Origin of the sequence: Bradyrhizobium sp. 613_E4_N2_2, from assembly GCF_052075995.1 — a bacterium.
In the GTDB taxonomy this organism is placed as follows: Bacteria; Pseudomonadota; Alphaproteobacteria; order Rhizobiales; family Xanthobacteraceae; genus Bradyrhizobium; species Bradyrhizobium barranii.
Genome location: NZ_CP197234.1, coordinates 1,884,140 through 1,905,465, shown reverse-complemented (window position 1 = coordinate 1,905,465; position 21,326 = coordinate 1,884,140). Strand labels below are relative to the sequence as shown.

Below are 21,326 nucleotides of genomic sequence, written 5' to 3'. Positions count from 1 at the left end.
TCCATCGCACTTGACTTACCCATAACTCTGCGGTTATGAATTAATCCATAACTTATGGGTTATGGATTTCACATGTCCGCCGCGCACGATCTTCTGTTCAGGACGCTCGCCGATCCGACCCGGAGGGCGATCTTCGAGCGGCTGTGCCGGGAGGGCGAGCAGACGGTCGGGGCACTGACCGCGACTTCAGGCGTTTCCCAGCCGGCGGTCTCAAAACATCTCGGCGCGCTGAAGCAGGCCGGGCTGGTGCGCGACCGCCATGCAGGACGCCAGACCCATTACAGCGCGCAGCCCGGCGCGCTCAATCCGCTGATCGACTGGACCGGCCAGATGGCCGGCTTCTGGCAGAACCGGCTCGATGCTCTCGACGATCTCCTGAAGAGGATGGACCAATGACCGAAGCTGCCGCCGAGATGCGCTCCGTGGTGATCGAGCGCGAATTTGCCTTTCCGGCCGAGCGGATCTGGCGCGCGCTGACGCAGCCGCATCTGATCGAGGAATGGCTGATGAAGAACGACTTCAAGCCGGTCGTCGGTCATCGCTTCAATCTTCGCGGCGAATGGGGCGGCGTGCTGGACTGCGAGGTGCTCACCCTCGAGCCGCAGCGCGCGCTCGCCTATACCTGGAATTTCTCGCATGAGGACGCGGCGTTCGATCTGAAAAGCGTGGTGACCTTCACGCTGACGCCGACGAACGCGGGCACGCATTTGCGCGTCGAGCAGGCGGGCTTCAGCCCGACGCAGAAGCAGGCCTATGGCGGCGCGCATGCCGGCTGGAAGCAGTTTTTCGCCAAGCTGGACGAGGTGCTGGCGCGAGCTGACTAGGTCCGTCGCCGGCCTTCATCCGATCATCTCAAGAGGAGGTTTCATTGACCGGGAATATGTGGGTTCGACAAATCCATCGCTGGCTGTCGCTTGCTTTCACGCTCGCCGTGATCGCGAACATTGTTGCCCTGACGCTGCAAATCCAGGCCACGTGGATCGGGCTGCTGGCATTCGTCCCGCTGATTCCGTTGCTCGCGACCGGGCTCTACATGTTCGCGCTGCCCTATGTCAGCCGTCGCAGCGGCGCGCGGCAAGAGGCGTGATCATGAAGAAGGCTGTGACCGCGAAGACAGGCAGCGCGACCAAGACGGACGGCGCTTCGCCTTCCAGGATGATCGACGGCAGGATCAAGGAGCTCGGCGACTGGCGCGGCGAGATGCTTGGGCGCATCCGCGGCCTGATCAAGGAGGCCGATCCTGACGTCGTCGAGGAATGGAAATGGCGCGGCGTTCCCGTGTGGGAGCACGACGGCATCATCTGCACCGGCGAGACCTACAAGGCCGTCGTGAAGCTGACTTTTGCCAAGGGCGCGGCGCTGGACGACCCGGCCGGCCTGTTCAATTCGAGCCTCGACGGAAACGTGCGCCGCGCGATCGACATTCGCGAAGGCGAAAAGATCAACGAGAAGGCGTTGAAGGCGCTGATCCGCGCGGGGGTGGAGCTGAATGCGTTCAAGAAGAAGCCGGCGAAGAAGCGATCGACTTAGACCACGTCAAGTCGATGCAAATTCTTGGTGACGGCCTGAGCAAGCGCCTCGTCCTTCGAGACGACCGCTCCGCGGTCTCCTCAGGATGAGGCTAAGCAGAAGCGCTGTCTGTCGACATAGCTCCCGCACACTCCGTCCTCATCCTGAGGGCCCGCCAGAGGCGGGCGTCTCGAAGGATGGGCCGCGGGCGAGCTACCGCCACGTCGATGTTCTAGCAGCTACCAGCCGTCTCAGGCCGCCGCCGGGATCGGGCGCGGGCTCACGACATATTCGCGCAGGACCTTGTCGTTGGCGTCGACCTCGATCAGCGAGACGTCGTAAGTCCAGAGATCGGCAAGGTGCTGGAGCACGCGCTTGGCGTCGGTCTCGTTGAGCTGCGAGCCCTTGATGACGTGGTGATGCAGGATCAGCCGGCGGTCGCCGGAGAGATCGACGTCGACCACTTCGATATTGGCGTCGATGAAGCCGACATCATGCTGCCGCGCCAGCTCGCGCCGCACCCGGCGGAAGCCGCGATCGTCGTGAATGGCATCGACCCGGATTCCGGCGCGCTCCTCGGGATCGTCGTGCAGGTGGAACATGCGGAAATGCCGCATCAGCTTCGGGCTCAGGAACTGCGCGATGAAGCTTTCATCGCGGTAGTTGGCCCAGACGTCGCGCAGCACGCCCATCACGTCGTTCTTGCCGGCAATGTCGGGGAACCACTCGCGGTCCTCGTCCTCCGGCCGGGTGACGATGCGCTCGATGTCCTGCATCACGGCAAAACCGAGCGCATAGGGATTGAAGCCGGAGAAGCGCGGATCGTCGAATTCGGGCTGGAACACCACGTTGGTGTGCGACTGCAGGAATTCGAGGAAATTGCCGTCGGAGATGCGGCCTTGCTGATGCAGCTTGGTCATGATGCGATAGTGGACGTAGGTCGCCGTCCCCTCGTTCATCACCTTGGTCTGGCTCTGCGGATAGAAATATTGCGCGATGTGGCGGACGATGCGCAAAAGCTCGCGCTGCCAGGGCGCCAGCCGCGGCGCGCTCTTCTCCAGGAAGTAGAGCAGGTTTTCCTGCGGCAGGCCGAGCAGCTTGCGGCGGCGTTCGATGCTGAGCGCGGACCGGGTCTTCGACGCCCCCTTCGGCACGGTGCGCCAGAGGTCGTTGAAGACTTCCTCCTCGTGCTGACGGCGGCGCCCTGCCCGCTTCTCCTCGGCGCGCAGATCCAGCTTCTTCTTGCCGGGATAGCGGTCGATGCCGTGCGACATCAGCGCATGCGCGGCATCGAGCGTGCGCTCGACCTCGACGCGGCCGTAGCGCTCCTCGCAGGTCATCACGTAGTTCTTGGCAAAGTCGAGATAGTCCAGAATGCCGTCGGCGTCGGTCCACTGCTTGAACAGATAGTTGTTCTTGAAGAAGTGGTTGTGGCCGAAGGCGGCGTGGGCGATCACCAGCGTCTGCATCGTCGCCGTGTTCTCCTCCATCAGATAGGAGATGCAGGGCGAGGAGTTGATCACGATCTCATAGGCAAGCCCCATCAGGCCCTTGCGGTACGAGGCCTCGTGGAACGCGAAGTGCTTGCCGAACGACCAGTGCTTGTAGAACAGCGGCATGCCGACGGACGAGTAGGCATCCAGCATCTGCTCGGCGGTGATGACCTCGATCTGGTTCGGATAGACGTCGAGCCCGAGATCCTTCGTCGCCACCTCCTCGCAGGCATCGGTGATGCGCTGCAAGGTGTGGAAATCCCAATCGGCGCCTTCGAACAAGCGTTCCGTCATGGAGCGGCTTTCTCCTGGGAGTTTTCGCGGCGCTGGAACAGATCGTGGAACACCGGGAAGATCTCGCTGCGCTCGCTGACCTTGCGCATCGAGAGCGGTGCGCCGCTGTTGCGCAGGCGGTCGTAGAGGGTCCAGAGTGAGGAGTCGGAGAGATCGAAGGCGCTGCCGCCGGACTCCCCGACCTCGAGATAGGCAAAGAACTGGCAGACCGGCAGGATCTTGTCGGTCAGCAGCATGCCCGTGAGCTCGCCGTCGGAATAGGAATTGTCGCCGTCGGAGGCTTGCGCGGCGTAGATGTTCCAGTCCGCCGGGTTGAAGCGCTCGCGCACGATCTCATGCATGGCGTGGAGCGCGCTGGAGACCAGCGTGCCGCCCGAGGCCGGACCGTAGAAGAAGGTCTGCTCGTCCACCTCCTCGGCGCGGTCGGTGTGGCGGATGAAGACGATCTCGACATGCTTGTAGCGCCGCTTCAGGAACACGTAGAGCAGCATGTAGAAGCGCTTGGCGAGATCCTTCATGTGCTCGGACATCGAGCCGGAGACGTCCATCAGGCAGAACATCACCGCCTGCGCCACCGGCCGCGGCACCTTCTCGTAGCGGCGGTAGCGGATATCGAGCGGATCGACGAAGGGAATGCGCTTGGTCCTCGCCTTCAGCCTTTCGAGCTCGGCGAGCAGCACCACACGCTCGTCCTCGTCGGTGCACGCCGCGATCGCGGCTTCCAGCTCCTCGATCTCCTCCTTGCGGGGACGCTTGAGCGCGATGCGCCGCGCCAGCGCGAGCTTCACCGTCCGGCTGACCGAGATGTTGGCGGGCGAGCCGGACGTGGTGTAGCCGGCGCGCTGGATGCCCTCGCTCTCGGTCTGCGCGATCTTGCGCTTGGCAAGATCCGGCAGCTCGAGGTCGTCGAGGAACAGATCCACGAACTCGTCGCGGGAGAGGACGAAGCGGAACGCGTCCTCGCTGTCGCCTTCGCCGGGACCGGAATCCTTGGCGCTGCCCTGGCCGGATCGCTGGAGGTAATCGCCCTCGATGAACTTCTTGTTCCCGGGCAACACCATGTCGCGCGTTCCGCCTTCACGGCGGAAACGCGGCTCGTGCATGCCGTCGAGCGGTATCGTGACCTCACCACCCTCCAGGACGTCCTTGATGTCGCGTTCCTGCGAGGTCTTCTTGACGGCGCCCTGCACCAGGGATTTGGCCCGACGCAAGAACCGCTGCCGGTTCTCAAGACTCTTGCCGCCTGGATTCAGGCGCCTGTCAATAATGTGAATGGGCACTTTTCCATCCGCTCCATCCGCCTCAACCGGCCTGCTTCACACGCATGTACCATTCGACGAGCCGGCGAACCTGACGCTCGGTGTAGCCGCGCTCCACCATGCGTGCGACGAACTCGCCGTGCTTCTTCTCCGTCTCGCCGTCCTTCTTCGACCCGAAGGAGATGACCGGAAGCAGGTCCTCGACCTGCGAGAATATCCGCTTTTCGATCACGTCGCGAATCTTCTCGTAGGAAATCCAGGTCGGATTCTTGCCTCCGTTCTGGGCCCGCGACCGTAACGAGAATTTGACCACCTCGTTGCGGAAGTCCTTCGGGTTGGCGATACCCGCCGGCTTCTCGATTTTGGTCAGTTCCTGGTTCAAAAGCTCGCGATCGAGCAGCTGGCCGGTGTCGGCATCCTTGAAGTCCTGATCCTCGATCCAGGCATCAGCGTAGTCGACGTAGCGATCGAACAGATTCTGGCCGTAATCCGAGTAGGATTCGAGATAGGCCTTCTGGATCTCGTTGCCGATGAACTCGGCGTAGCGTGGCGCCAGGTCCGCCTTGATGAATTCGAGATAGCGCTTCTCGACTTCCTCCGGGAGCTGCTCGCGGCGGATCGACTGCTCCAGCGCGTACATCAGATGCACGGCGTCGGCAGCGACTTCCTGCGGATCGTGGTTGAAGGTCGCAGCCAGGATCTTGAAGGCAAATCGGGTGGAGACGCCGTCCATGCCCTCGTCGACGCCGGCGGCATCGCGATATTCCTGGACGCTCCGTGCCTTCGGATCGGATTCCTTCAGGCTCTCGCCGTCATAGACCCGCATCTTGCCGAACAGCGTGGAGTTCTCATGCTTGCGCAGGCGCGACATCACCGAGAACCGCGCCAACGTCTCCAGGGTCGAGGGTGCGCACGGCGCGGCCGCCAGCTCCGAGCCCTGGATCAGCTTTTCGTAGATCTTCTGCTCTTCGGTGGCCCGGAGGCAGTACGGCACCTTGATCACGCAGATGCGGTCGATGAAGGCCTCGTTGTTCTTGTTGGCCTTGAAGCTCGACCACTCGGCTTCGTTCGAGTGCGCGAGGATCACGCCGGTGAACGGGATCGCGCCGATATTCTCGGTGCCGATGTAGTTGCCCTCCTGCGTTGCGGTGAGCAGCGGGTGCAGCATCTTGATCGGCGCCTTGAACATCTCGACGAATTCAAGGATGCCCTGGTTGGCGCGATTGAGGCCGCCCGAATAGCTGTAGGCGTCGGGATCGTTCTGCGCGTAGGTCTCGAGCTTGCGGATATCGACCTTGCCGACCAGCGAGGAGATGTCCTGGTTGTTCTCGTCACCAGGCTCGGTCTTGGAGACCGCGATCTGGCGCAGCCGCGACGGCTGGATTTTTGCGACTCTGAACTGAGAAATGTCGCCGCCGAAGGCTTCCAGCCGCTTGTAGCACCACGGGCTCATCAGGCCGGTGAGACGCCGGCGCGGAATGCCGTACTTCTCTTCCAGCATCGGTCCGAGATGATCGGGATCGAACAGGCTGAGCGGGCTTTCAAACACCGGGCTCAATTCATCGCCGGCTTTGAGCACGTAGATCGGCTGCACTTCCATCAGCGACTTGAGCCGCTCGGCGAGCGAGGATTTGCCGCCGCCGACCGGGCCGAGCAGATAGAGGATCTGCTTGCGCTCTTCGAGCCCCTGCGCCGCGTGACGGAAGAAACCGACGATGCGCTCGATGGTTTCTTCCATGCCGTAGAAGCCGGCGAAGGCCGGATAGGTCCGGATGGTGCGGTTCAAAAAAATACGGCCAAGGCGTGGGTCCTTGGCCGTGTCAATCGTCTGAGGCTCACCGATCGCTGCTAGCAGTCGTTCGGCCGCGTTCGCGTATTTCATGGGATCGCTTCGACACGATTCCAGATATTCCGCCATCGACATGTCGTGTTGGCTTCTCGCCTCGAACGACTTAGCGAAAGCGTTGAATAGAGAATCGTTATACATGATCCCTCTCCGCGTGAGTTCCGCCACAAGCTGAAACGAAAGCAGTTACCGGACCGTTCCTCAGGCCATTTCGAATCAGCGTGAGCACATGACGATCATTGGACACCCTGGTGCCAACACGACGCAACGCACAACGTAGGCACTCGTTGAGTTACGAACAGGCACATGCCTGTAATTTGTGCGAATCTGTATCTATCTTCGCTCATTTCCAGAAAATGTCACTTGGTCGCAACATCCGGGCATTACCGGGGATGAGCCCATCCGGCACTGCAACATGGAGCGATCTGCGAGCGGCAATCTTATGACGCTTGTACGGCGAAGCCTTGCGTGCCGCGTTCATCTTCCTGCTGCAATGCGGTGCGCGCAGCGCTCGCAGCATGACAATCGCGGCAAGCGCGCAGCAGTGTATCAAAATCGGTCGCCAAACCCTCGGAGCGGATGACAATCCGTTCATTCTGCCGTTCATTCTGCGCACGGGGCACCAAGGTGCTGATGGTGCAGAGCTGCCGCTGCAAGGCCGGCGTCAGCGTCAGCACGATCGCCTTGTGGCCGCGGCCTTCCTCAGCCGAAATCTCCGCAATCGAGTCCCACAGCAGAAATTCGTTGCCGATGCGGAGGTCGCGGATGCCATAGGGGGTGACGATCACCACGGGTCCCCGCTCGGCGGGCAGCAGCCAGATCAGCCGGCCGGTCACCAGGCCGAACAGCACGACGCCGGCATAGCCGACCGTCGTATCGTAGTCGCCCAGACCGTCCCACCAGTCGAAGGCAAGGGTCGCGCTGAACAGGGTCAATGCGAAACCCGCCGCGACCAGCAGCCGCAGCTGGGTCGTACATGGACTGATTTCGAGATCGTGGGTCGCATCGATGCATGCGGCCGGCGCGACCGATTGCGGGCTGTCGGCAACGGCGAGCGTCAGGCGGTCATGATGTGCGTGCATGCTTTTCCCCAGCATGGCCATTCGCGGCCGAGCGACGATCTATCAGGCGGACCGTAATCCGCTGATGACACTCCACGCAGACTGGGCTGACGAGACGAAGCGGCTACGTTGGTAACGAGCCCCTGGCCATTGCTCCGGCCGACGACTTTTTACGCAACACGGCTACTTCCGCCTGGATCGCCATGATCGCGACGGAGTTACACTGGAGGGTAAGACGCCTATCCCCTTGATTGGTTCCCTCCCGGGAGCATGTAGGCTAGAGGATAGCGCGTCAGGACCGGCGCGGAAACCCCTCGCCCGCAGGCTTGGAGATAAATAAACATCATGAATCCCGTCAAAGAACTGGAAAAGCACGGACAAGCCGTCTGGCTGGACTTCCTGGCCCGTGGCTTCATCGCCAAGGGCGACCTGAAGCGGCTGATCGACACCGACGGCGTCAAGGGCGTCACCTCCAACCCGTCGATCTTCGAGAAGGCGATCGGCAGTTCGGACGAGTATGATGCGCCGATCGGCAAGGCGCTGAAGCGCGGCGACCGGACCGTGGCCGACCTGTTCGAGGCCGTCGCGATCGAGGACATCCAGAACGCCGCGGACGTGCTCCGCCCGGTCTATGACCGCCTGAGGGCCGGCGACGGCTATGTCAGCCTGGAAGTTTCGCCCTATCTGGCGATGGACACCGCCGGCACGGTCGCCGAGGCGCGGCGGCTCTGGAAGGATGTCGACCGCAAGAACCTGATGGTGAAGGTGCCGGCGACGCCGGAGGGCCTGCCGGCGATCGAGACGCTGATCGGCGACGGCATCAGCATCAACATCACGCTGTTGTTCGCCAGGGACGTCTACCTCCAGGTCGCCGAGGCCTATCTCGCCGGTCTGGAAAAATACGTCGCCGGCGGCGGCGACCCGTCGCACGTGGCGAGCGTCGCGAGCTTCTTCGTCAGCCGCATCGACTCGGTCGTCGACAAGCAGCTCGACGAGAAGATCGCCCGCGCCAACGATCCATCCGAGAAGGAGCGGCTCGCCGCGCTGAAGGGCAAGGTCGCGATCGCCAACGCCAAGGTCGCCTACCAGGATTACAAGCGCCTGTTTTCCGGCCCGCGCTGGGACAAGCTCGCTGCCAAGGGCGCCAAGCCGCAGCGGATGCTGTGGGCCTCCACCGGCACCAAGAACAAGGACTACAGCGACGTCCTCTATGTCGAGGAGCTGATCGGTCCCGACACCATCAATACCGTGCCGCCGGCGACGCTCGACGCGTTCCGCGACCACGGCAAGCCGCGCGACAGCCTGGAAGAGAACGTCGACGACGCCCGCCGCGTGCTGGAAGAACTGGAACGCTCCGGCGTCTCGCTCGAGGCGATCACCGAGGAGCTCGTCAAGGACGGCGTCAAGCAGTTCGCCGATGCCGCCGACAAGCTCTATGGCGCCGTCGCCCACAAGCGGGCAACCGTGCTCGGGCCCGCGATCGACCACCAGCTTCTCTCGCTCGGCGACGGCCTCGGCAAGGCGGTGGCCAAGAGCACCGAGGAATGGCGCGCCTCGGCAAAGATCCGCAGGTTGTGGCAGCGCGACAAATCGGTCTGGACCGGCACCGATGAGGACAAATGGCTCGGCTGGCTCGACAGCGCGGCGAAGGCCGACGTCGCCGACTACGAGGACTATGCGAGCCGCGTGAAGGGCCAAAAGTTCTCCGATGCCGTCGTGCTCGGCATGGGTGGATCGAGCCTTGGCCCCGAGGTGCTGGCCGAGACTTTTGCGCGGAAGTCCGGCTTCCCGAAATTGCACGTGCTGGATTCCACCGACCCGGCACAGGTCCGGGCAATGGAGGCCAGGATCGACATCGCCAACACCGTGTTCATCGTGTCCAGCAAATCCGGCGGGACCACCGAGCCGAACGCGATGAAGGATTATTTCCACGAACGCGTCGCACAGGCGGTCGGGCCGAAAGTGAAGACCGGCCATCGCTTCATCGCGGTGACCGATCCCGGCTCGTCGCTGGAGAAGGCGGCGAAGAGCCTCAACTACGCCCGCATCTTCCATGGCGAACCCTCGATCGGCGGCCGCTATTCGGTGCTCTCGCCGTTCGGCCTGGTGCCGGCGGCAACCGCGGGCATCGACGTCAAGACGCTGGTCAAACACGCGCTCTCCATGGCCCGCTCCTGCGGACCCGACGTGCCGCCAGGTGAGAACCCGGGCGTCCAGCTCGGCCTTGCCATGGGCCTCGCCGGCCTCGAAGGCCGCGACAAGGTGACGATCCTGTCGTCGAAGAAGATCGCCGATTTCGGCGCCTGGGCCGAACAGCTGATCGCGGAATCGACCGGCAAGGAAGGCAAGGGCCTGATCCCGATCGCCGGCGAACCGCTCGGCGAGCCCGCGCTCTACGGCAACGACCGTTTCTTCATCGACATTCGCACCGAAGGCGAAGCGGACGCCGCGCATGACTCCAAGCTCGCCGCGGTCGAAGCCGCCGGCCATCCCGTCGTGCGCATCGTGATGAAATCGATCGACCATCTCGGTCAGGAGTTCTTCCGCTTCGAGATGGCGACGGCGGTCGCGGGCAGCATCCTCGGCATCAACCCGTTCGACCAGCCGGACGTGGAAGCGGCCAAGATCAAGACCCGCGAGCTCACCGCGTCGTTCGAGAAGACCGGTGCATTACCGGCCGAACAGCCGGTGGTCAGCACCGACGAGGCCGATCTCTACACCGACGAGGCCAACGCCACGGCGCTGCGCGCCGCCGGCGCCAACGGCGACCTCACCTCGTGGCTGAAAGCGCATCTCTCCCGCTCGGGTCATGGCGACTATGTCGCCCTGCTCGGCTACATCGCGCGCGACAAGGCGACGATCGACGCACTCCAGACGATGCGTCTCGAAGTGCGCGAGAAGCGTCACGTCGCGACCTGCGCCGAGTTCGGACCGCGCTTCCTGCATTCGACCGGGCAGGCCTACAAGGGCGGGCCCGACAGCGGCGTGTTTCTCCAGATCACGGCCGACGATGCCAAGGACTTGTCGGTGCCGGGCCAGAAGGCGAGCTTCGGCGTGATCAAGGCCGCGCAGGCGCGCGGCGACTTCGACGTGCTCACCGAGCGCGGCCGGCGCGCGCTCCGGGTCCACCTCAAGGGCGGACTCAAGAAAGGTCTCGCGGCGCTCAACGCGGCGCTTAACGATGCGCTGAACTAAGGGAATCTCTCGATGCAACTCGGCATGATCGGCCTCGGCCGGATGGGCGGCAACATCGTTCGCCGCCTGATGCGCCACGGTCATACGACCGTGGTCTACGACAAGGACACCAAGGCCGTCGCGGGTCTCGCCGCAGACGGCGCACAGGGCTCGGCGACGCTGGAAGAGTTTGTCGCCAAGCTGGAGCGGCCGCGCGCGGCCTGGGTGATGCTGCCGGCCGGCCACATCACCGAGACGACGATCGACACGATTGCAGCCGTGATGCAGGCCGGCGACGTCATCATCGACGGCGGCAACACGTTCTGGCAGGACGACGTCCGCCGCGGCAAGGCGCTGAAGGAGCGCGGCATCCATTATGTCGATGTCGGCACCTCAGGCGGCGTCTGGGGGCTCGACCGCGGCTATTGCATGATGATCGGCGGCGAGAAGCAGGTGGTCGACCGGCTCGATCCGATCTTCGCGGCGCTTGCGCCCGGCGCCGGCGACATTCCGCGCACGGAGGGACGTGAGGGGCGCGATCCCCGCATCGAGCAGGGCTACATCCATGCAGGTCCCGTGGGCGCCGGCCATTTCGTCAAGATGATCCACAACGGCATCGAATACGGCCTGATGCAGGCCTATGCCGAAGGTTTCGACATTCTCAAGAATGCCAACATCGAGGCCTTGCCGGCGGATCATCGCTACGATTTCGACCTTGCCGATATCGCGGAGGTGTGGCGGCGCGGCAGCGTGATCCCGTCCTGGCTGCTCGACCTCACCTCGACGGCGCTCGCCGACAGCCCTGCGCTTGCGGAATATTCCGGCTTCGTCGAGGATTCCGGCGAAGGCCGCTGGACCGTGAATGCGGCGATCGACGAGGCCGTGCCGGCCGAAGTCTTGACCGCGGCCCTCTACACACGTTTCCGTTCCCGCAAGGAACACACCTTCGCCGAAAAAATTCTCTCCGCAATGCGCGCGGGTTTCGGCGGCCACAAGGAGCCGAAGCAGCCGGGCGCTTCGAAACCCAAATAAGAGCCGAAGTAACAAGTAACAGAGCGAAGGCCGATCATTCGTGACAAAAGACCCGCAGGCCAAGCGCAAGCCCGAAAATTGCGCCTTCGTCATCTTTGGCGCGACCGGTGACCTCACCCATCGGCTGGTGATGCCGTCGCTGTACAATCTGGCCGCCGAGCACCTGTTGCCGGAGAAGTTCTGCGTCGTCGGTGTGGCCCGCAACCGCCAGTCGGATGACGAGCTGCGCGACAGCCTGTTGAAGGGGCTGCGCCAGTTCGCAACCCGTCCCGTGGACGACGACATCGCCCGGAAGCTGCTGGAATGCGTGACCTTCGTCGAGGCCGATCCGAAGGATCCCCCGTCCTTCGACCGCTTGCGCGCGCATCTGGATTCGCTGGAATGCGCGCAGGACACCGGCGGTAACCGACTGTTCTATCTGGCAACGCCGCCCGCCGCGTTCGCGCCGACTGCGCGCGAGCTCGGCCGCACCGGCATGATGAAGGAGAACGGCGCCTGGCGTCGGCTCGTAATCGAAAAGCCGTTCGGCACCGATCTCGCGTCAGCCAAGGCGCTGAATGCCGAGCTCTTGAAGATCATGGACGAGCACCAGATCTACCGGATCGATCATTATCTCGGCAAGGAGACGGTGCAGAACATCCTGGTGCTGCGCTTTGCCAACGGCATGTTCGAGCCGATCTGGAATCGCAACCATATCGACCACATCCAGATCACCGTGGAGGAGAAGCTCGGCGTCGGCCATCGCGGCGGCTTCTACGATGCCACCGGCGCACTGCGCGACATGGTGCCGAACCATCTGTTCCAGCTGATGTCGCTGGTCGCGATGGAGCCGCCGGCGCGGTTCGATGCGCATTCCGTGCGCTCCGAAAAGGCCGACGTGCTGACGTCGATCCAGGAGCCGACCCGGGAAGAGGCGCTGAAGAATTCGGTGCGCGCGCAATATCTCGCCGGCCGCATCGGCGACGACGAGATCACGGACTATCGCAAGACCGAGGACGTCAAGCCCGGCAGCACCACCGAGACGTTCGTCGCGCTGAAGCTGATGATCGACAATTGGCGCTGGGCCAGCGTGCCGTTCTATCTGCGCACCGGCAAGGCGCTCGGCCACAAGCGCACGGAAGTGGCGATCAAGTTCAAGCAGGCGCCGCTGTCGATGTTCTCAGGCACGGATGTCGACCGCCTGTCGCAGAACTTCCTCACCATCGGCATCGCGCCGACCGAAACCATCGAGCTGCAGTTCAACGCCAAGATCCCGGGGCCGAGCATCACCATCGACGGCGTCGAGATGAAGTTCAAGTACGGCGACTATTTCCGCGCCGATCCCTCGACCGGCTACGAGACTCTGATCTACGACTGCATGATCGGCGACAACATCCTGTTCCAGCGCGCCGACGGCATCGAGGCCGGATGGCAGGCGGTGCAGCCGTTCCTGGACGCCTGGAAAAGTGAAGGCACCAACGGCATCGAGACCTACTCCGCCGGCAGCGACGGCCCCGCCTGCGCCGATGAGTTGCTCCGGCGCGACGGGCGAAGCTGGCGGAAGTTTACGTGATGGAAGCGGCCGACCAGCCGAAGCTGATCGTCGAGGCCGACGCCGAGGCGCTGGCGCAGGCCGCAGCCGAACGGGTGATGGCGCGGATATCAGCCAATCCCGGGCGGATCGCGATCTGCCTCACCGGCGGCTCCAGCCCGAAAAAGCTCTATCAATTGCTCGGCAGCGACGCGTATCGCGGCAAGATCCCGTGGGACCGCGTGCACTGGTTCATCGGCGACGAGCGTTTCGTGCCTTCGAGCGATCCCCTCAACAACATGGCAGTCGCGCGCGCGACCTTTCTCGACCGCAATGCGCCGTCCGGGCATATTCACCCGATCCCCACCACGGCTGAAAGCCCCGAAGCGGGTGCCGAGGCCTATGCGCGCGAGCTTCAGTCCTTCTACGGCGCCAAAAGCCTCGATCCGGCACGGCCGCTGTTCGACATGGTCCTGATGGGCGCGGGCCCGGACGGCCACACCGCCTCGCTCTTCCCCGGCTACCCCGCGATCGAGGAGACCACACGCTGGGTGGTCGGCGTCCCCAAGGCCAATGTCGCGCCGTTCGTGCCACGGGTCTCGCTGACCCTGCCCGCCTTGGCCTCCTGCCGCGAAATGCTGTTCGAGATTGCCGGGCACGACAAGCAGCCGATCTTGACGCGCCTGCTCAATGGCGAGACTCTGCCGGCTGTACGCGCGCGCTCGAATGGTGAGACCGTCTGGCTGGTCGACCAGGCCGCGCTTCCGGAGGGAATTCGTGGCGGGCGTTGAAGCACCTTGTGCGTTGATCGTGATGGGCGTGTCGGGTTCAGGCAAGAGTACGGTTGCGGAGGCGCTCGGGCAGCGGCTCGGCTGGCGTTTCGAGGACGGCGACAGCTTTCACCCAGCCAGCAATGTCGAGAAGATGCGAGCCGGCCACCCCCTCACCGACGAGGACCGCTGGCCCTGGCTCAACGCCATCGCCGACGAGATTGCGCGGGTTTGCGATAAAGGCGAGCACGTGATCATCGCCTGCTCGGCGCTGAAGCACACCTATCGCGACGTGCTGCTGCGCGGACGCGACGACGTCCGCTTCGTCTTCCTGAGGGGCACCAGGGAGCTGATCGCCGCCCGCCTCGCGCAACGCAAGGGCCATTTCATGCCGCCCGAACTGCTGACGAGCCAATTCACGACGCTGGAGCCGCCCGAGGCTGGCGAGCACGTCGTCACCGTCTCGATCGATGAATCCGTCGAGGCGATCGTTGACGGCGTGGTCCGGCAATTAAAGCTGAGCGGGGCGAAACGCTGAGGCCGACAAACCCTGAGGTCCTGCCATGACGAAAATCTCACTGGTCGTCTCCGACGTCGACGGCACGCTGCTGACCAAGGACAAGACGCTGACGGAGCGCGCGCAGTCCGCGGTGCAGCGGCTGCACAAGGCCGGGATCGGCTTCACCATCACCTCCAGCCGCCCCGCGATCGGCATGCGGTTCCTGGTCGAGCCGCTGGCGCTCTGGCTGCCGATCGGCCCGTTCAACGGCTCCTCGATCGTCGATCCCGAGATGCATGCGGTCGAGCAGCACCTGATCCCGGCGAGCGCCGCCGAACGGTCCTTGCAGATCCTCCGGGAGTTCGGCGCCGACATCTGGCTCTTCACCACCGACAAATGGCTGATCGACAACCCTGATGGTAAATACGTCGCGCACGAGCAGCACACGATCCGTTCTGATCCCACCATCGTGACGGATTTCTCGCCGTACCTTGCAAGCGCCTGCAAGATCGTCGGTGCCAGCGCCGATGCCGCCGGCCTTGAGCGCTGCGAGAAGGCGATGCAGGAAGCGCTGGGCAGCGCGGCCACCGCGGTGCGCTCGCAGACCTATTATCTCGACATCACCCCGCCCGGCTTCGACAAGGGCACCTTCGTGCAAGCCATGGCCAAGCGCCTTGGGATTTCCACCGACGCGGTCGCCACCATTGGTGACATGCAGAACGACCTTGCGATGTTCCGCGTCAGCGGCACCTCGATCGCCATGGGCAATGCCACCGACAGCGTCAAGGACCAGGCCACCCACGTCACCGCGACCAATGAGCAGGACGGCTTTGCGGAGGCGATGGAGGTGGTTTTGAAGCGGAACGGGGTGGGCTGAGATCTGATGAGATGAGACTCGACTGACGCCGCGACGGAGGTGCGTTCCCTCCCCCCTTACTTCGACCGCTGAACCGCCGGCTTCTCGCTCTCCTGCCTCGCGGCCGAGAGATTGTGCGCGGTGTTGATCAGCGCGATGTGGGTCAAGGCCTGCGGGAAATTGCCGGTCTGGCGTTGGGCGCCTGAATCATATTCTTCGGCCAAGAGGCCGACGTCGTTCGCGATGCCGACCACGCGGTCGAGCAAGGCTTGCGCCTTGTCGAGATCGCCCGCCAGCACATGCGCGTCGGCCAGCCACAGGCTGCACGCCAGGAACGCGCCCTCGATCGGCTGCGTCTCCTCGGACACTTCGCGGGGGTCGTGGCGCAGCACAAAACCGTCGCGCATCATGTGTTTCTCGACGGCGGCGATGGTGCCCCGAATGCGCGGGTCCGATGGCGGCAGGAAGCCGACGGCCGGCAGCAGCAGCACGCTGGCATCGAGCAGCTTTGAACCATAGAAGTCGACGAAGGCATTCTCCTCCGCGTCAAATCCCTTGTTGCAGACATCGCGATGAATGGCTTCGCGCAGGGCACGCCAATGCAGCAGCGGCGCCTTGAAGCCAAAGGTCTCGGCGCTCTTGATGCCGCGGTCGAAGGCGACCCAGGTCATGACCTTGGAGAACACGTAGTGCTTCGGCTGTCCACGCAGCTCCCAGATGCCGTTGTCGGGATGGTCCCAGACCTCGGCGAGATGGTTGAGCACGACGCATTCCAGCGCCCAGGTCGTCTCGTCGTCGAGCTTCAGCTTCGCCATGCGCGACTGGTGGAAGGCGTCGATCAGTTCGCCGTAGACGTCGAGCTGGAGCTGCGCATGCGCGGCGTTGCCGACGCGCACCGGTTGGGCGCCCTCATAACCGTCGAGCCAGCCCGCTTCCCATTCCAGCAGACGCCGCTGGCCCCAGATGCCGTACATGATCTGCATGTCCGCCGGCGAGCCTGCCGCCGCGCGCAGCAGCCAATTGTGCCAGGCCAATGCTTCCTCGGTGTAACCCGAGTTCATCAGCGCCAGCAGCGTGAAGGTCGCATCGCGCAGCCAGCAGAAGCGGTAATCCCAGTTCCTGGCGCCGCCGAGCTTTTCCGGCAACGAGGTGGTGGGCGCCGCGACGATGCCGCCGGTGGGGGCGAAGGTCAGCGCCTTCAGCGTGATCAGCGAGCGTACGATCAGATCGTGATATTCGCCGTCGCGGGTGCAGCGGCTGCACCATTCGTTCCAGAATTTCTCGGTCTCCCGGAAGGCGATCTCCGGATCGATCGGCGCGGGCGGATCGAGATGCGAGGGGCCGTAGGTCAGCACGAACGGCACCGTCTCACCCGCCTTCACATCGAAGTCGGAGACCGTGGTCAGATCCTCGCCGCGGGTCTCCACCGGGGTGCGCAGCACCGTCATGTCCTGGCCGGCGATCGCCAGCAGCGAATGGTCGATGCGTCGCACCCAGGGAATGTCGACGCCGAAGCCGAAGCGGATGACAAGCTCCATCCGCATCTTCACCGTGCCCGTGAGGCCGCGGACCAGCCGCACGATGTCGGAGGCCTTGCCGCGCGGCGGCATGAAGTCGATCAGCGCAACGGCGCCGCTCCTGGTCTCGAAACGCGTTTCGAGGATGAGCGTGTTGCCGAGGTAGCGGCGCGAGATACCGGTGATGTCTTCGCCCGGCGCGATCAGCCAGCGGCCGTTCTTGTGCGTGCCGAGGATCGCGGCAAAGCAGGCATCGGAATCGAAGGCCGGCCAGCACAGCCAGTCGATCGAGCCGTCGCGCCCGACCAGCGCTGCGGTCTCGCAATCGCCGATCAGCGCATAGTCCTCGATCCTCTGAGCCAATGTGTCACGAGCCCCGGAAAATCCGCCGTTTCAACTCCCGCCGGTCAACGAGCGTTCCCGCGTCGCCGCCTTCAAGGCCGTAACATCGACCTTGGCGGCGATCTTGTCGAGCGCCACCGGCAGGCGCTGGCGCCAGTTCGGATGCTCATCGATCGTACCGGGAATGTTGGGCTGGTCAATCACGCCGAGCAGATCCTCCAGCGACACCGCCAGAAGACGCGACGGCGTCCGCGACAGGAAGGCGAGCACCGAATAGAGATCGTTGGCGTTGATGCCGTTCTGGCGCAGGATCTCGTCGAGCCTGCCGAGCGCATCCCAGCGCGCCTGGTCGTTCTCGCCGGGGTCGAGCCCGAGCGAGCGCTTCATCTTGAGATCGCTGAAGGAGCGCCAGCCGGCATAGGTGCACAGATCATGCGTGTTCAGCGTGACCAGCGCGTTGGGCCGGTAATGGTCGGCATTGCGGAAACGGCCGGCATCGTCGCGCTCGAACATCATGACGAGGTAGGACCAGATGCCGAAATCCTGCATGGTCTCGCGGAAACCTTCCGGCACGGTGCCGAGGTCCTCGCCGATCACGATGCATTTGTGCGCCGCGCTCTCGCGCACCACGGCGCCGAGCAGCGCCTCGAACGGCATCTGAACATAGGCGCCGTTGTCCGGCTTGAAGCCGCGCGGCACCAGATACAGCCGCTTCAACCCCAGCACGTGATCGAGCCGGATCGCGCCGGCATGGCGCATCGAGGCGGCCAGCATGTCGGCGAACGGCACGAAGGATTGCGCCTCCAGACCACCGGCATTGAAGCCGGCAAGGCCCCAATCCTGTCCGACGGTGTTGAGCACGTCGGGCGGCGCGCCGACGGCGAGATGGCGCGAAATCGCCATCTGCTCGTTCCAGGCGTCGAAGCCGTTGGACTGCACGCCGACGGCGACGTCGAGATAGAGCCCGACGCGCATGCCGAGCTGGCCGGCCAATTCCTTGGCGGCATGCAATTGGCTATCGGCCGTCCATTGCACGAATTCGACGAACTCGACCTCGCGCTTGTCGGGGCCGTTGCGGAGCTCGGCGCATTTGGCTTCATCCGGCTGCTGCCACTCTTGCGGCCACTCCCACCAAGGCCCGGAGAAGCGATGCCGCAGCACCTCGAAGCAGGCAAAGCGGGACAACAGCGGCGCACGGTCCGCGCAGAAGGCGTCGAATTCCTTGCGGCGCGCCTCGCTCGCGCTCGTCACGAAACTGTTGTAGGCGGCGCGCAGGCCGAGCCATTTCAGCGCCGCCATGTCCGCATAGGGCACGCGATCGCCTTCGCGCAGCCGCGCGGCGGTCGCAGCCGCGTCGGGGACGAGGTCGGCGGAAAATTCCGGGATCGCCTCGACGTCGATATAGAGCGGGTTGAGAAACAGCCGGCTGTTCGGCGAATAAGGGCTGCAATCGGCGGGGTGGTTGTCGAACAGGACATGCAGCGGATTGAGCCCGACGCCATCGGCGCCGAGCTGCCTGGCGAGCCGGACGAGATCGGCGAGGTCGGTGAAATCGCCAATGCCCCAATTGCGGTCCGAGCGGACGCTGTAGAGCTGCACGGCAAGCAGCCAGCCACGGGCGAAATCGCCGCCGAAGGCGCGTTCGGGCGCCACGATCATCGGCACCTCTTCCGCAACACCCTTGGCGTCGGTCAGCGTCAACCGGTGATAACCGAGCGGCAGGCCGGCGGGCCAGGCGATCACGGGCTCGTGGGTCTCGCCTTGCGCGATCACATTGCCGTTTGCGCGCAATGTCCATTGCAGCGGCGGCGCGCCGATTGTCCTCAATTCGGTGCGCGGATGTCCCAGGGCGCGCACCACCACGGGCCCGCCGACGAAGCGGTAAACCCGCTTCTCCGGCAGGGCCTCGAGGATGGATTTGAGGGCCACGGGATCGGTGACCCGCAGCTTTCCGAGGGCATCGACGAATTCGGACTGAACGCCCTTGATCCGGGCTTGAGCTAAAAGATCCATTCGGCACGCAGCTTGCAGGCCGTCATCCGGCCGGGGGCAGGGAATTTAACGAGGTCGTGGAAGAGGTTAGTCAGGGCTAACTCGCAGACCGTGCCTGCCGTTCCCAAGGGAACCAATGACACACAAGCGGCTTTCTATATTGGTATCAAGCGTAGGTTCCCGACAAGGGAAACGGGCTCCTGCTTTCTTGTCAATGGCATCACCGTGAACAAGACAATTCAAACTGTCGAGAGTGCCGCAGCCGGCGGTGCTTTCCTCATCGAAGATATCTATCCCTCGATCGACGGCGGCCGTTTCGCCGTGAAGCGTATTGCGGGTGAACGGGTCGACGTCTGGGCGGACATCTATCGCGACGGCGACGCGGTGATCGGTGCCGCGCTGATCTGGCGAGGAGAGCAGGACCGGGAATGGCGGAGCGAGCCGATGATCCATCACGGCAATGACCGCTGGTCCGGCGCGTTCACCCCCGTTGAGCCCGGCCAATATGTCTATGCGATCGAGGCATGGACCGACGAGTTCGCCACCTGGTCGCACGGGGTTGAGCGCAAGCGGCGCGCCGGCGCGGACGTCAACCTCGATGCGATCGAGGGCGCCGGCCTGCTGACCAAGGCACATGGCGCCCGGCAGGACGCCGCGGCGGTCATCGTGAAGCAATGCGAGGACTATCTTCAGACCGGCGATGTCGGCTCGCTGCTGGCAGCCGATCTCGGCGCGGCCATGGCTGAGAGCCAGTCGCGGCCCGACCTGACCCGCTCGCAGAACTTCCCGCTGATCGTCGACCGCGACAGAGCGCGCTTCGGCGCCTGGTATCAGATGATGCCGCGCAGCCAGGGCCAGAGTCCCGGCCGGCATGGCACGCTGCGTGACTGCATCGCGCGCGTGCCCGACATCGCCGCGATGGGCTTTGACGTGCTCTACTTCACGCCCATCCACCCCATTGGCCGCACCCGCCGCAAGGGCCGCAACAATGCGCCGGTGGCGACCGAAGGCGATCCCGGCTCGCCCTATGCGATCGGCACGGCCGAGGGCGGGCACGATGCACTGCATCCCGAGCTCGGCACGATCGAGGATTTCCGCGCGCTGGTCGCGACCTGTCTCGAATACGGCCTCGAGCTCGCGCTCGACTTCGCCGTGCAATGCTCGCCGGACCATCCCTGGCTGACGCAGCATCCGGAATGGTTCAAATGGCGGCCGGACCGCTCGGTGCGGACGGCGGATGATCCCTATTCGGACATCGTCATCCCCGATTTCGCCTCCGTCGACAGGGCCGGGCTGTGGAACGCGTTTCGCGATGCCATGCTGTTCTGGATCGACCACGGCGTCACCATCTTCGCCATCGACAATCACGACACCGCGCCGCTTCCGTTCTGGGAGTGGCTGATCAGCGACATCCGCCGCCGCCATCCCGAGGTGATCCTGTTCTCCAAGACCTTTGCACGACCGAAGCTGATGCAGGGCCTCGCCAAGCTCGGCTTTGCACAGTCCTTCAGCTATTTCCCCTGGCGCACGGCGAAGTGGGAGCTGGAGCAATATCTGGGCGAGCTGACCCGCTATCCCGAGCGCGATTTCTATCGGGCGAATCTGTTCGTGAGCACGCCCGACCTGCTGCCCTATCATCTCCAGGGCGGCGAGCCCTGGGCGTTCAAGTCGCGGGTCGCGCTGGCCGCGACGCTGTCCGGCAGTTACGGCATCTACAGCGGGTTCGAGCTGCTGGAGCATGACGCGATTCCCGGCCGCGAAGAATATCTCGATTCCGAGAAATACCAGATCAAGCCGCGCGACTGGGACCGGCCCGGCAACATCAAGACCTACATCGCCGCGCTCAATCGCATCCGCAACGATAACGCCGCGCTTCAGCAAACGGAGAATCTGCGCTTCCTCGGCGTCGAGGACGGCGAGACGATCGCCTTTGCCAAGGAGGCGGCCGATCCAGCCAACACCGTCGTCGCGGTCATCGCCCTCTCGGGCCATGTCCGCGAAGTCTGGTTGCCGCTGGGCGACCTCACCATCGACGCCGGCGGCGCACGCCGCCACGTCACCGCACTCGAAAATCTCATCACAGGCGAACTGTCCCGCATCGAATGGGGCGGGATCAGATTATATATCGATCCCGACCGCGACCCGGCGCTGCTGTTCCGCTGCCTGGCGTAA

At 64.1% G+C, this 21,326-nt stretch carries 17 protein-coding genes; 11 read left to right on the top strand and 6 right to left on the bottom strand.

What is annotated here, in order from left to right:
- Positions 1 to 72 precede the first annotated feature (72 nt).
- From AB7290_RS09000 to AB7290_RS08985, 4 genes are read left to right on the top strand one after another with little or no spacing between them, the layout of a single operon-like run.
- Positions 73 to 396, top strand: coding sequence for an ArsR/SmtB family transcription factor (locus AB7290_RS09000; protein ID WP_028147048.1), 324 nt, complete (start codon positions 73 to 75; stop codon positions 394 to 396).
- Positions 393 to 824: an SRPBCC family protein gene (locus tag AB7290_RS08995; protein ID WP_085405217.1), complete on the top strand. Its 432-nt coding sequence runs from the start codon at positions 393 to 395 to the stop codon at positions 822 to 824. Before AB7290_RS09000 ends, AB7290_RS08995 begins: the two co-directional genes overlap by 4 nt.
- Before the next feature lie 44 nt (positions 825 to 868).
- Positions 869 to 1,087 carry a hypothetical protein gene (locus tag AB7290_RS08990; RefSeq protein ID WP_085405218.1) on the top strand — a complete coding sequence of 73 codons (219 nt, stop codon included), beginning with the start codon at positions 869 to 871 and terminating at the stop codon, positions 1,085 to 1,087.
- Positions 1,088 to 1,089: 2 nt separating this feature from the next.
- Entirely contained in the window at positions 1,090 to 1,530 is a 441-nt protein-coding gene (locus AB7290_RS08985; protein WP_085405219.1) for a DUF1801 domain-containing protein, read from the top strand.
- Between the two features lie 230 nt (positions 1,531 to 1,760).
- On the opposite strand, the gene AB7290_RS08980 is transcribed toward AB7290_RS08985, so the two are convergent.
- The 4 genes from AB7290_RS08980 to AB7290_RS08965 form a co-directional block, all read right to left on the bottom strand.
- Positions 1,761 to 3,296, bottom strand: coding sequence for a SpoVR family protein (locus tag AB7290_RS08980; RefSeq protein WP_028147051.1), 1,536 nt, complete (start codon positions 3,294 to 3,296; stop codon positions 1,761 to 1,763).
- Positions 3,293 to 4,570: a YeaH/YhbH family protein gene (locus AB7290_RS08975; RefSeq protein WP_193560884.1), complete on the bottom strand. Its 1,278-nt coding sequence runs from the start codon at positions 4,568 to 4,570 to the stop codon at positions 3,293 to 3,295. The genes AB7290_RS08980 and AB7290_RS08975 overlap by 4 nt, the downstream gene beginning before the upstream one ends.
- A 28-nt stretch (positions 4,571 to 4,598) precedes the next feature.
- Positions 4,599 to 6,542 (bottom strand): PrkA family serine protein kinase, encoded by a 1,944-nt coding sequence (locus tag AB7290_RS08970; RefSeq protein ID WP_063981411.1) that lies wholly within the window; start codon positions 6,540 to 6,542, stop codon positions 4,599 to 4,601.
- Between the two features lie 299 nt (positions 6,543 to 6,841).
- Positions 6,842 to 7,504 carry an STM3941 family protein gene (locus tag AB7290_RS08965; protein WP_085405221.1) on the bottom strand — a complete coding sequence of 221 codons (663 nt, stop codon included), beginning with the start codon at positions 7,502 to 7,504 and terminating at the stop codon, positions 6,842 to 6,844.
- Positions 7,505 to 7,807: 303 nt separating this feature from the next.
- Between AB7290_RS08965 and AB7290_RS08960 the strand changes: the two genes are divergently transcribed.
- Genes AB7290_RS08960 through AB7290_RS08935 form a run of 6 tightly spaced genes read left to right on the top strand, consistent with a single transcriptional unit; the run spans position 7,808 to position 15,324 of the window.
- Positions 7,808 to 10,657, top strand: a complete 2,850-nt coding sequence (locus tag AB7290_RS08960; protein WP_085405222.1) for a bifunctional transaldolase/phosoglucose isomerase — start codon at positions 7,808 to 7,810, stop codon at positions 10,655 to 10,657.
- Positions 10,658 to 10,669: 12 nt separating this feature from the next.
- On the top strand, positions 10,670 to 11,668 hold the full coding sequence (gnd, locus tag AB7290_RS08955) for a phosphogluconate dehydrogenase (NAD(+)-dependent, decarboxylating) (protein ID WP_085405223.1): 999 nt from the start codon (positions 10,670 to 10,672) through the stop codon (positions 11,666 to 11,668).
- A gap of 40 nt (positions 11,669 to 11,708) precedes the next feature.
- Positions 11,709 to 13,220 carry a glucose-6-phosphate dehydrogenase gene (gene zwf / locus AB7290_RS08950; RefSeq protein ID WP_441253373.1) on the top strand — a complete coding sequence of 504 codons (1,512 nt, stop codon included), beginning with the start codon at positions 11,709 to 11,711 and terminating at the stop codon, positions 13,218 to 13,220.
- Positions 13,220 to 13,969 (top strand): 6-phosphogluconolactonase, encoded by a 750-nt coding sequence (gene pgl, locus AB7290_RS08945; RefSeq protein ID WP_085405225.1) that lies wholly within the window; start codon positions 13,220 to 13,222, stop codon positions 13,967 to 13,969. Before zwf ends, pgl begins: the two co-directional genes overlap by 1 nt.
- A complete protein-coding gene (locus AB7290_RS08940; protein WP_014492792.1) occupies positions 13,956 to 14,486 on the top strand; it encodes a gluconokinase in 531 nt (176 codons plus the stop codon). The genes pgl and AB7290_RS08940 overlap by 14 nt, the downstream gene beginning before the upstream one ends.
- 25 nt (positions 14,487 to 14,511) lie before the next feature.
- Complete coding sequence (locus tag AB7290_RS08935) at positions 14,512 to 15,324, top strand: Cof-type HAD-IIB family hydrolase (protein WP_085405226.1); 813 nt, start codon at positions 14,512 to 14,514, stop codon at positions 15,322 to 15,324.
- A gap of 56 nt (positions 15,325 to 15,380) precedes the next feature.
- Here the strand turns inward: AB7290_RS08935 and AB7290_RS08930 are convergent, their stop codons facing one another.
- Together AB7290_RS08930 and malQ are read right to left on the bottom strand one after the other, a co-directional pair.
- Positions 15,381 to 17,183 carry a glycoside hydrolase family 15 protein gene (locus AB7290_RS08930; protein WP_135214831.1) on the bottom strand — a complete coding sequence of 601 codons (1,803 nt, stop codon included), beginning with the start codon at positions 17,181 to 17,183 and terminating at the stop codon, positions 15,381 to 15,383.
- 30 nt (positions 17,184 to 17,213) lie between these two features.
- A complete protein-coding gene (gene malQ, locus AB7290_RS08925; protein ID WP_135214832.1) occupies positions 17,214 to 19,175 on the bottom strand; it encodes a 4-alpha-glucanotransferase in 1,962 nt (653 codons plus the stop codon).
- A gap of 204 nt (positions 19,176 to 19,379) precedes the next feature.
- On the opposite strand from malQ, the gene AB7290_RS08920 reads away from it, so the two are divergent.
- Positions 19,380 to 21,326, top strand: coding sequence for a maltotransferase domain-containing protein (locus AB7290_RS08920; protein WP_085405229.1), 1,947 nt, complete (start codon positions 19,380 to 19,382; stop codon positions 21,324 to 21,326).

Excerpts from the sequence above, each read along its gene's own strand:
- pgl (WP_085405225.1), top strand. The coding sequence starts at position 13,220 with ATGGAAGCGGCCGACCAGCCGAAGCTGATCGTCGAGGCCGACGCCGAG.
- gnd (WP_085405223.1), top strand. The coding sequence starts at position 10,670 with ATGCAACTCGGCATGATCGGCCTCGGCCGGATGGGCGGCAACATCGTT.
- AB7290_RS08985 (WP_085405219.1), top strand. The coding sequence starts at position 1,090 with ATGAAGAAGGCTGTGACCGCGAAGACAGGCAGCGCGACCAAGACGGAC.
- AB7290_RS08935 (WP_085405226.1), top strand. The coding sequence starts at position 14,512 with ATGACGAAAATCTCACTGGTCGTCTCCGACGTCGACGGCACGCTGCTG.
- AB7290_RS08980 (WP_028147051.1), bottom strand. The coding sequence starts at position 3,296 with ATGACGGAACGCTTGTTCGAAGGCGCCGATTGGGATTTCCACACCTTG.
- AB7290_RS08995 (WP_085405217.1), top strand. The coding sequence starts at position 393 with ATGACCGAAGCTGCCGCCGAGATGCGCTCCGTGGTGATCGAGCGCGAA.
- AB7290_RS08960 (WP_085405222.1), top strand. The coding sequence starts at position 7,808 with ATGAATCCCGTCAAAGAACTGGAAAAGCACGGACAAGCCGTCTGGCTG.
- AB7290_RS08965 (WP_085405221.1), bottom strand. The coding sequence starts at position 7,504 with ATGGCCATGCTGGGGAAAAGCATGCACGCACATCATGACCGCCTGACG.
- malQ (WP_135214832.1), bottom strand. The coding sequence starts at position 19,175 with ATGGATCTTTTAGCTCAAGCCCGGATCAAGGGCGTTCAGTCCGAATTC.
- AB7290_RS09000 (WP_028147048.1), top strand. The coding sequence starts at position 73 with ATGTCCGCCGCGCACGATCTTCTGTTCAGGACGCTCGCCGATCCGACC.
- AB7290_RS08970 (WP_063981411.1), bottom strand. The coding sequence starts at position 6,542 with ATGTATAACGATTCTCTATTCAACGCTTTCGCTAAGTCGTTCGAGGCG.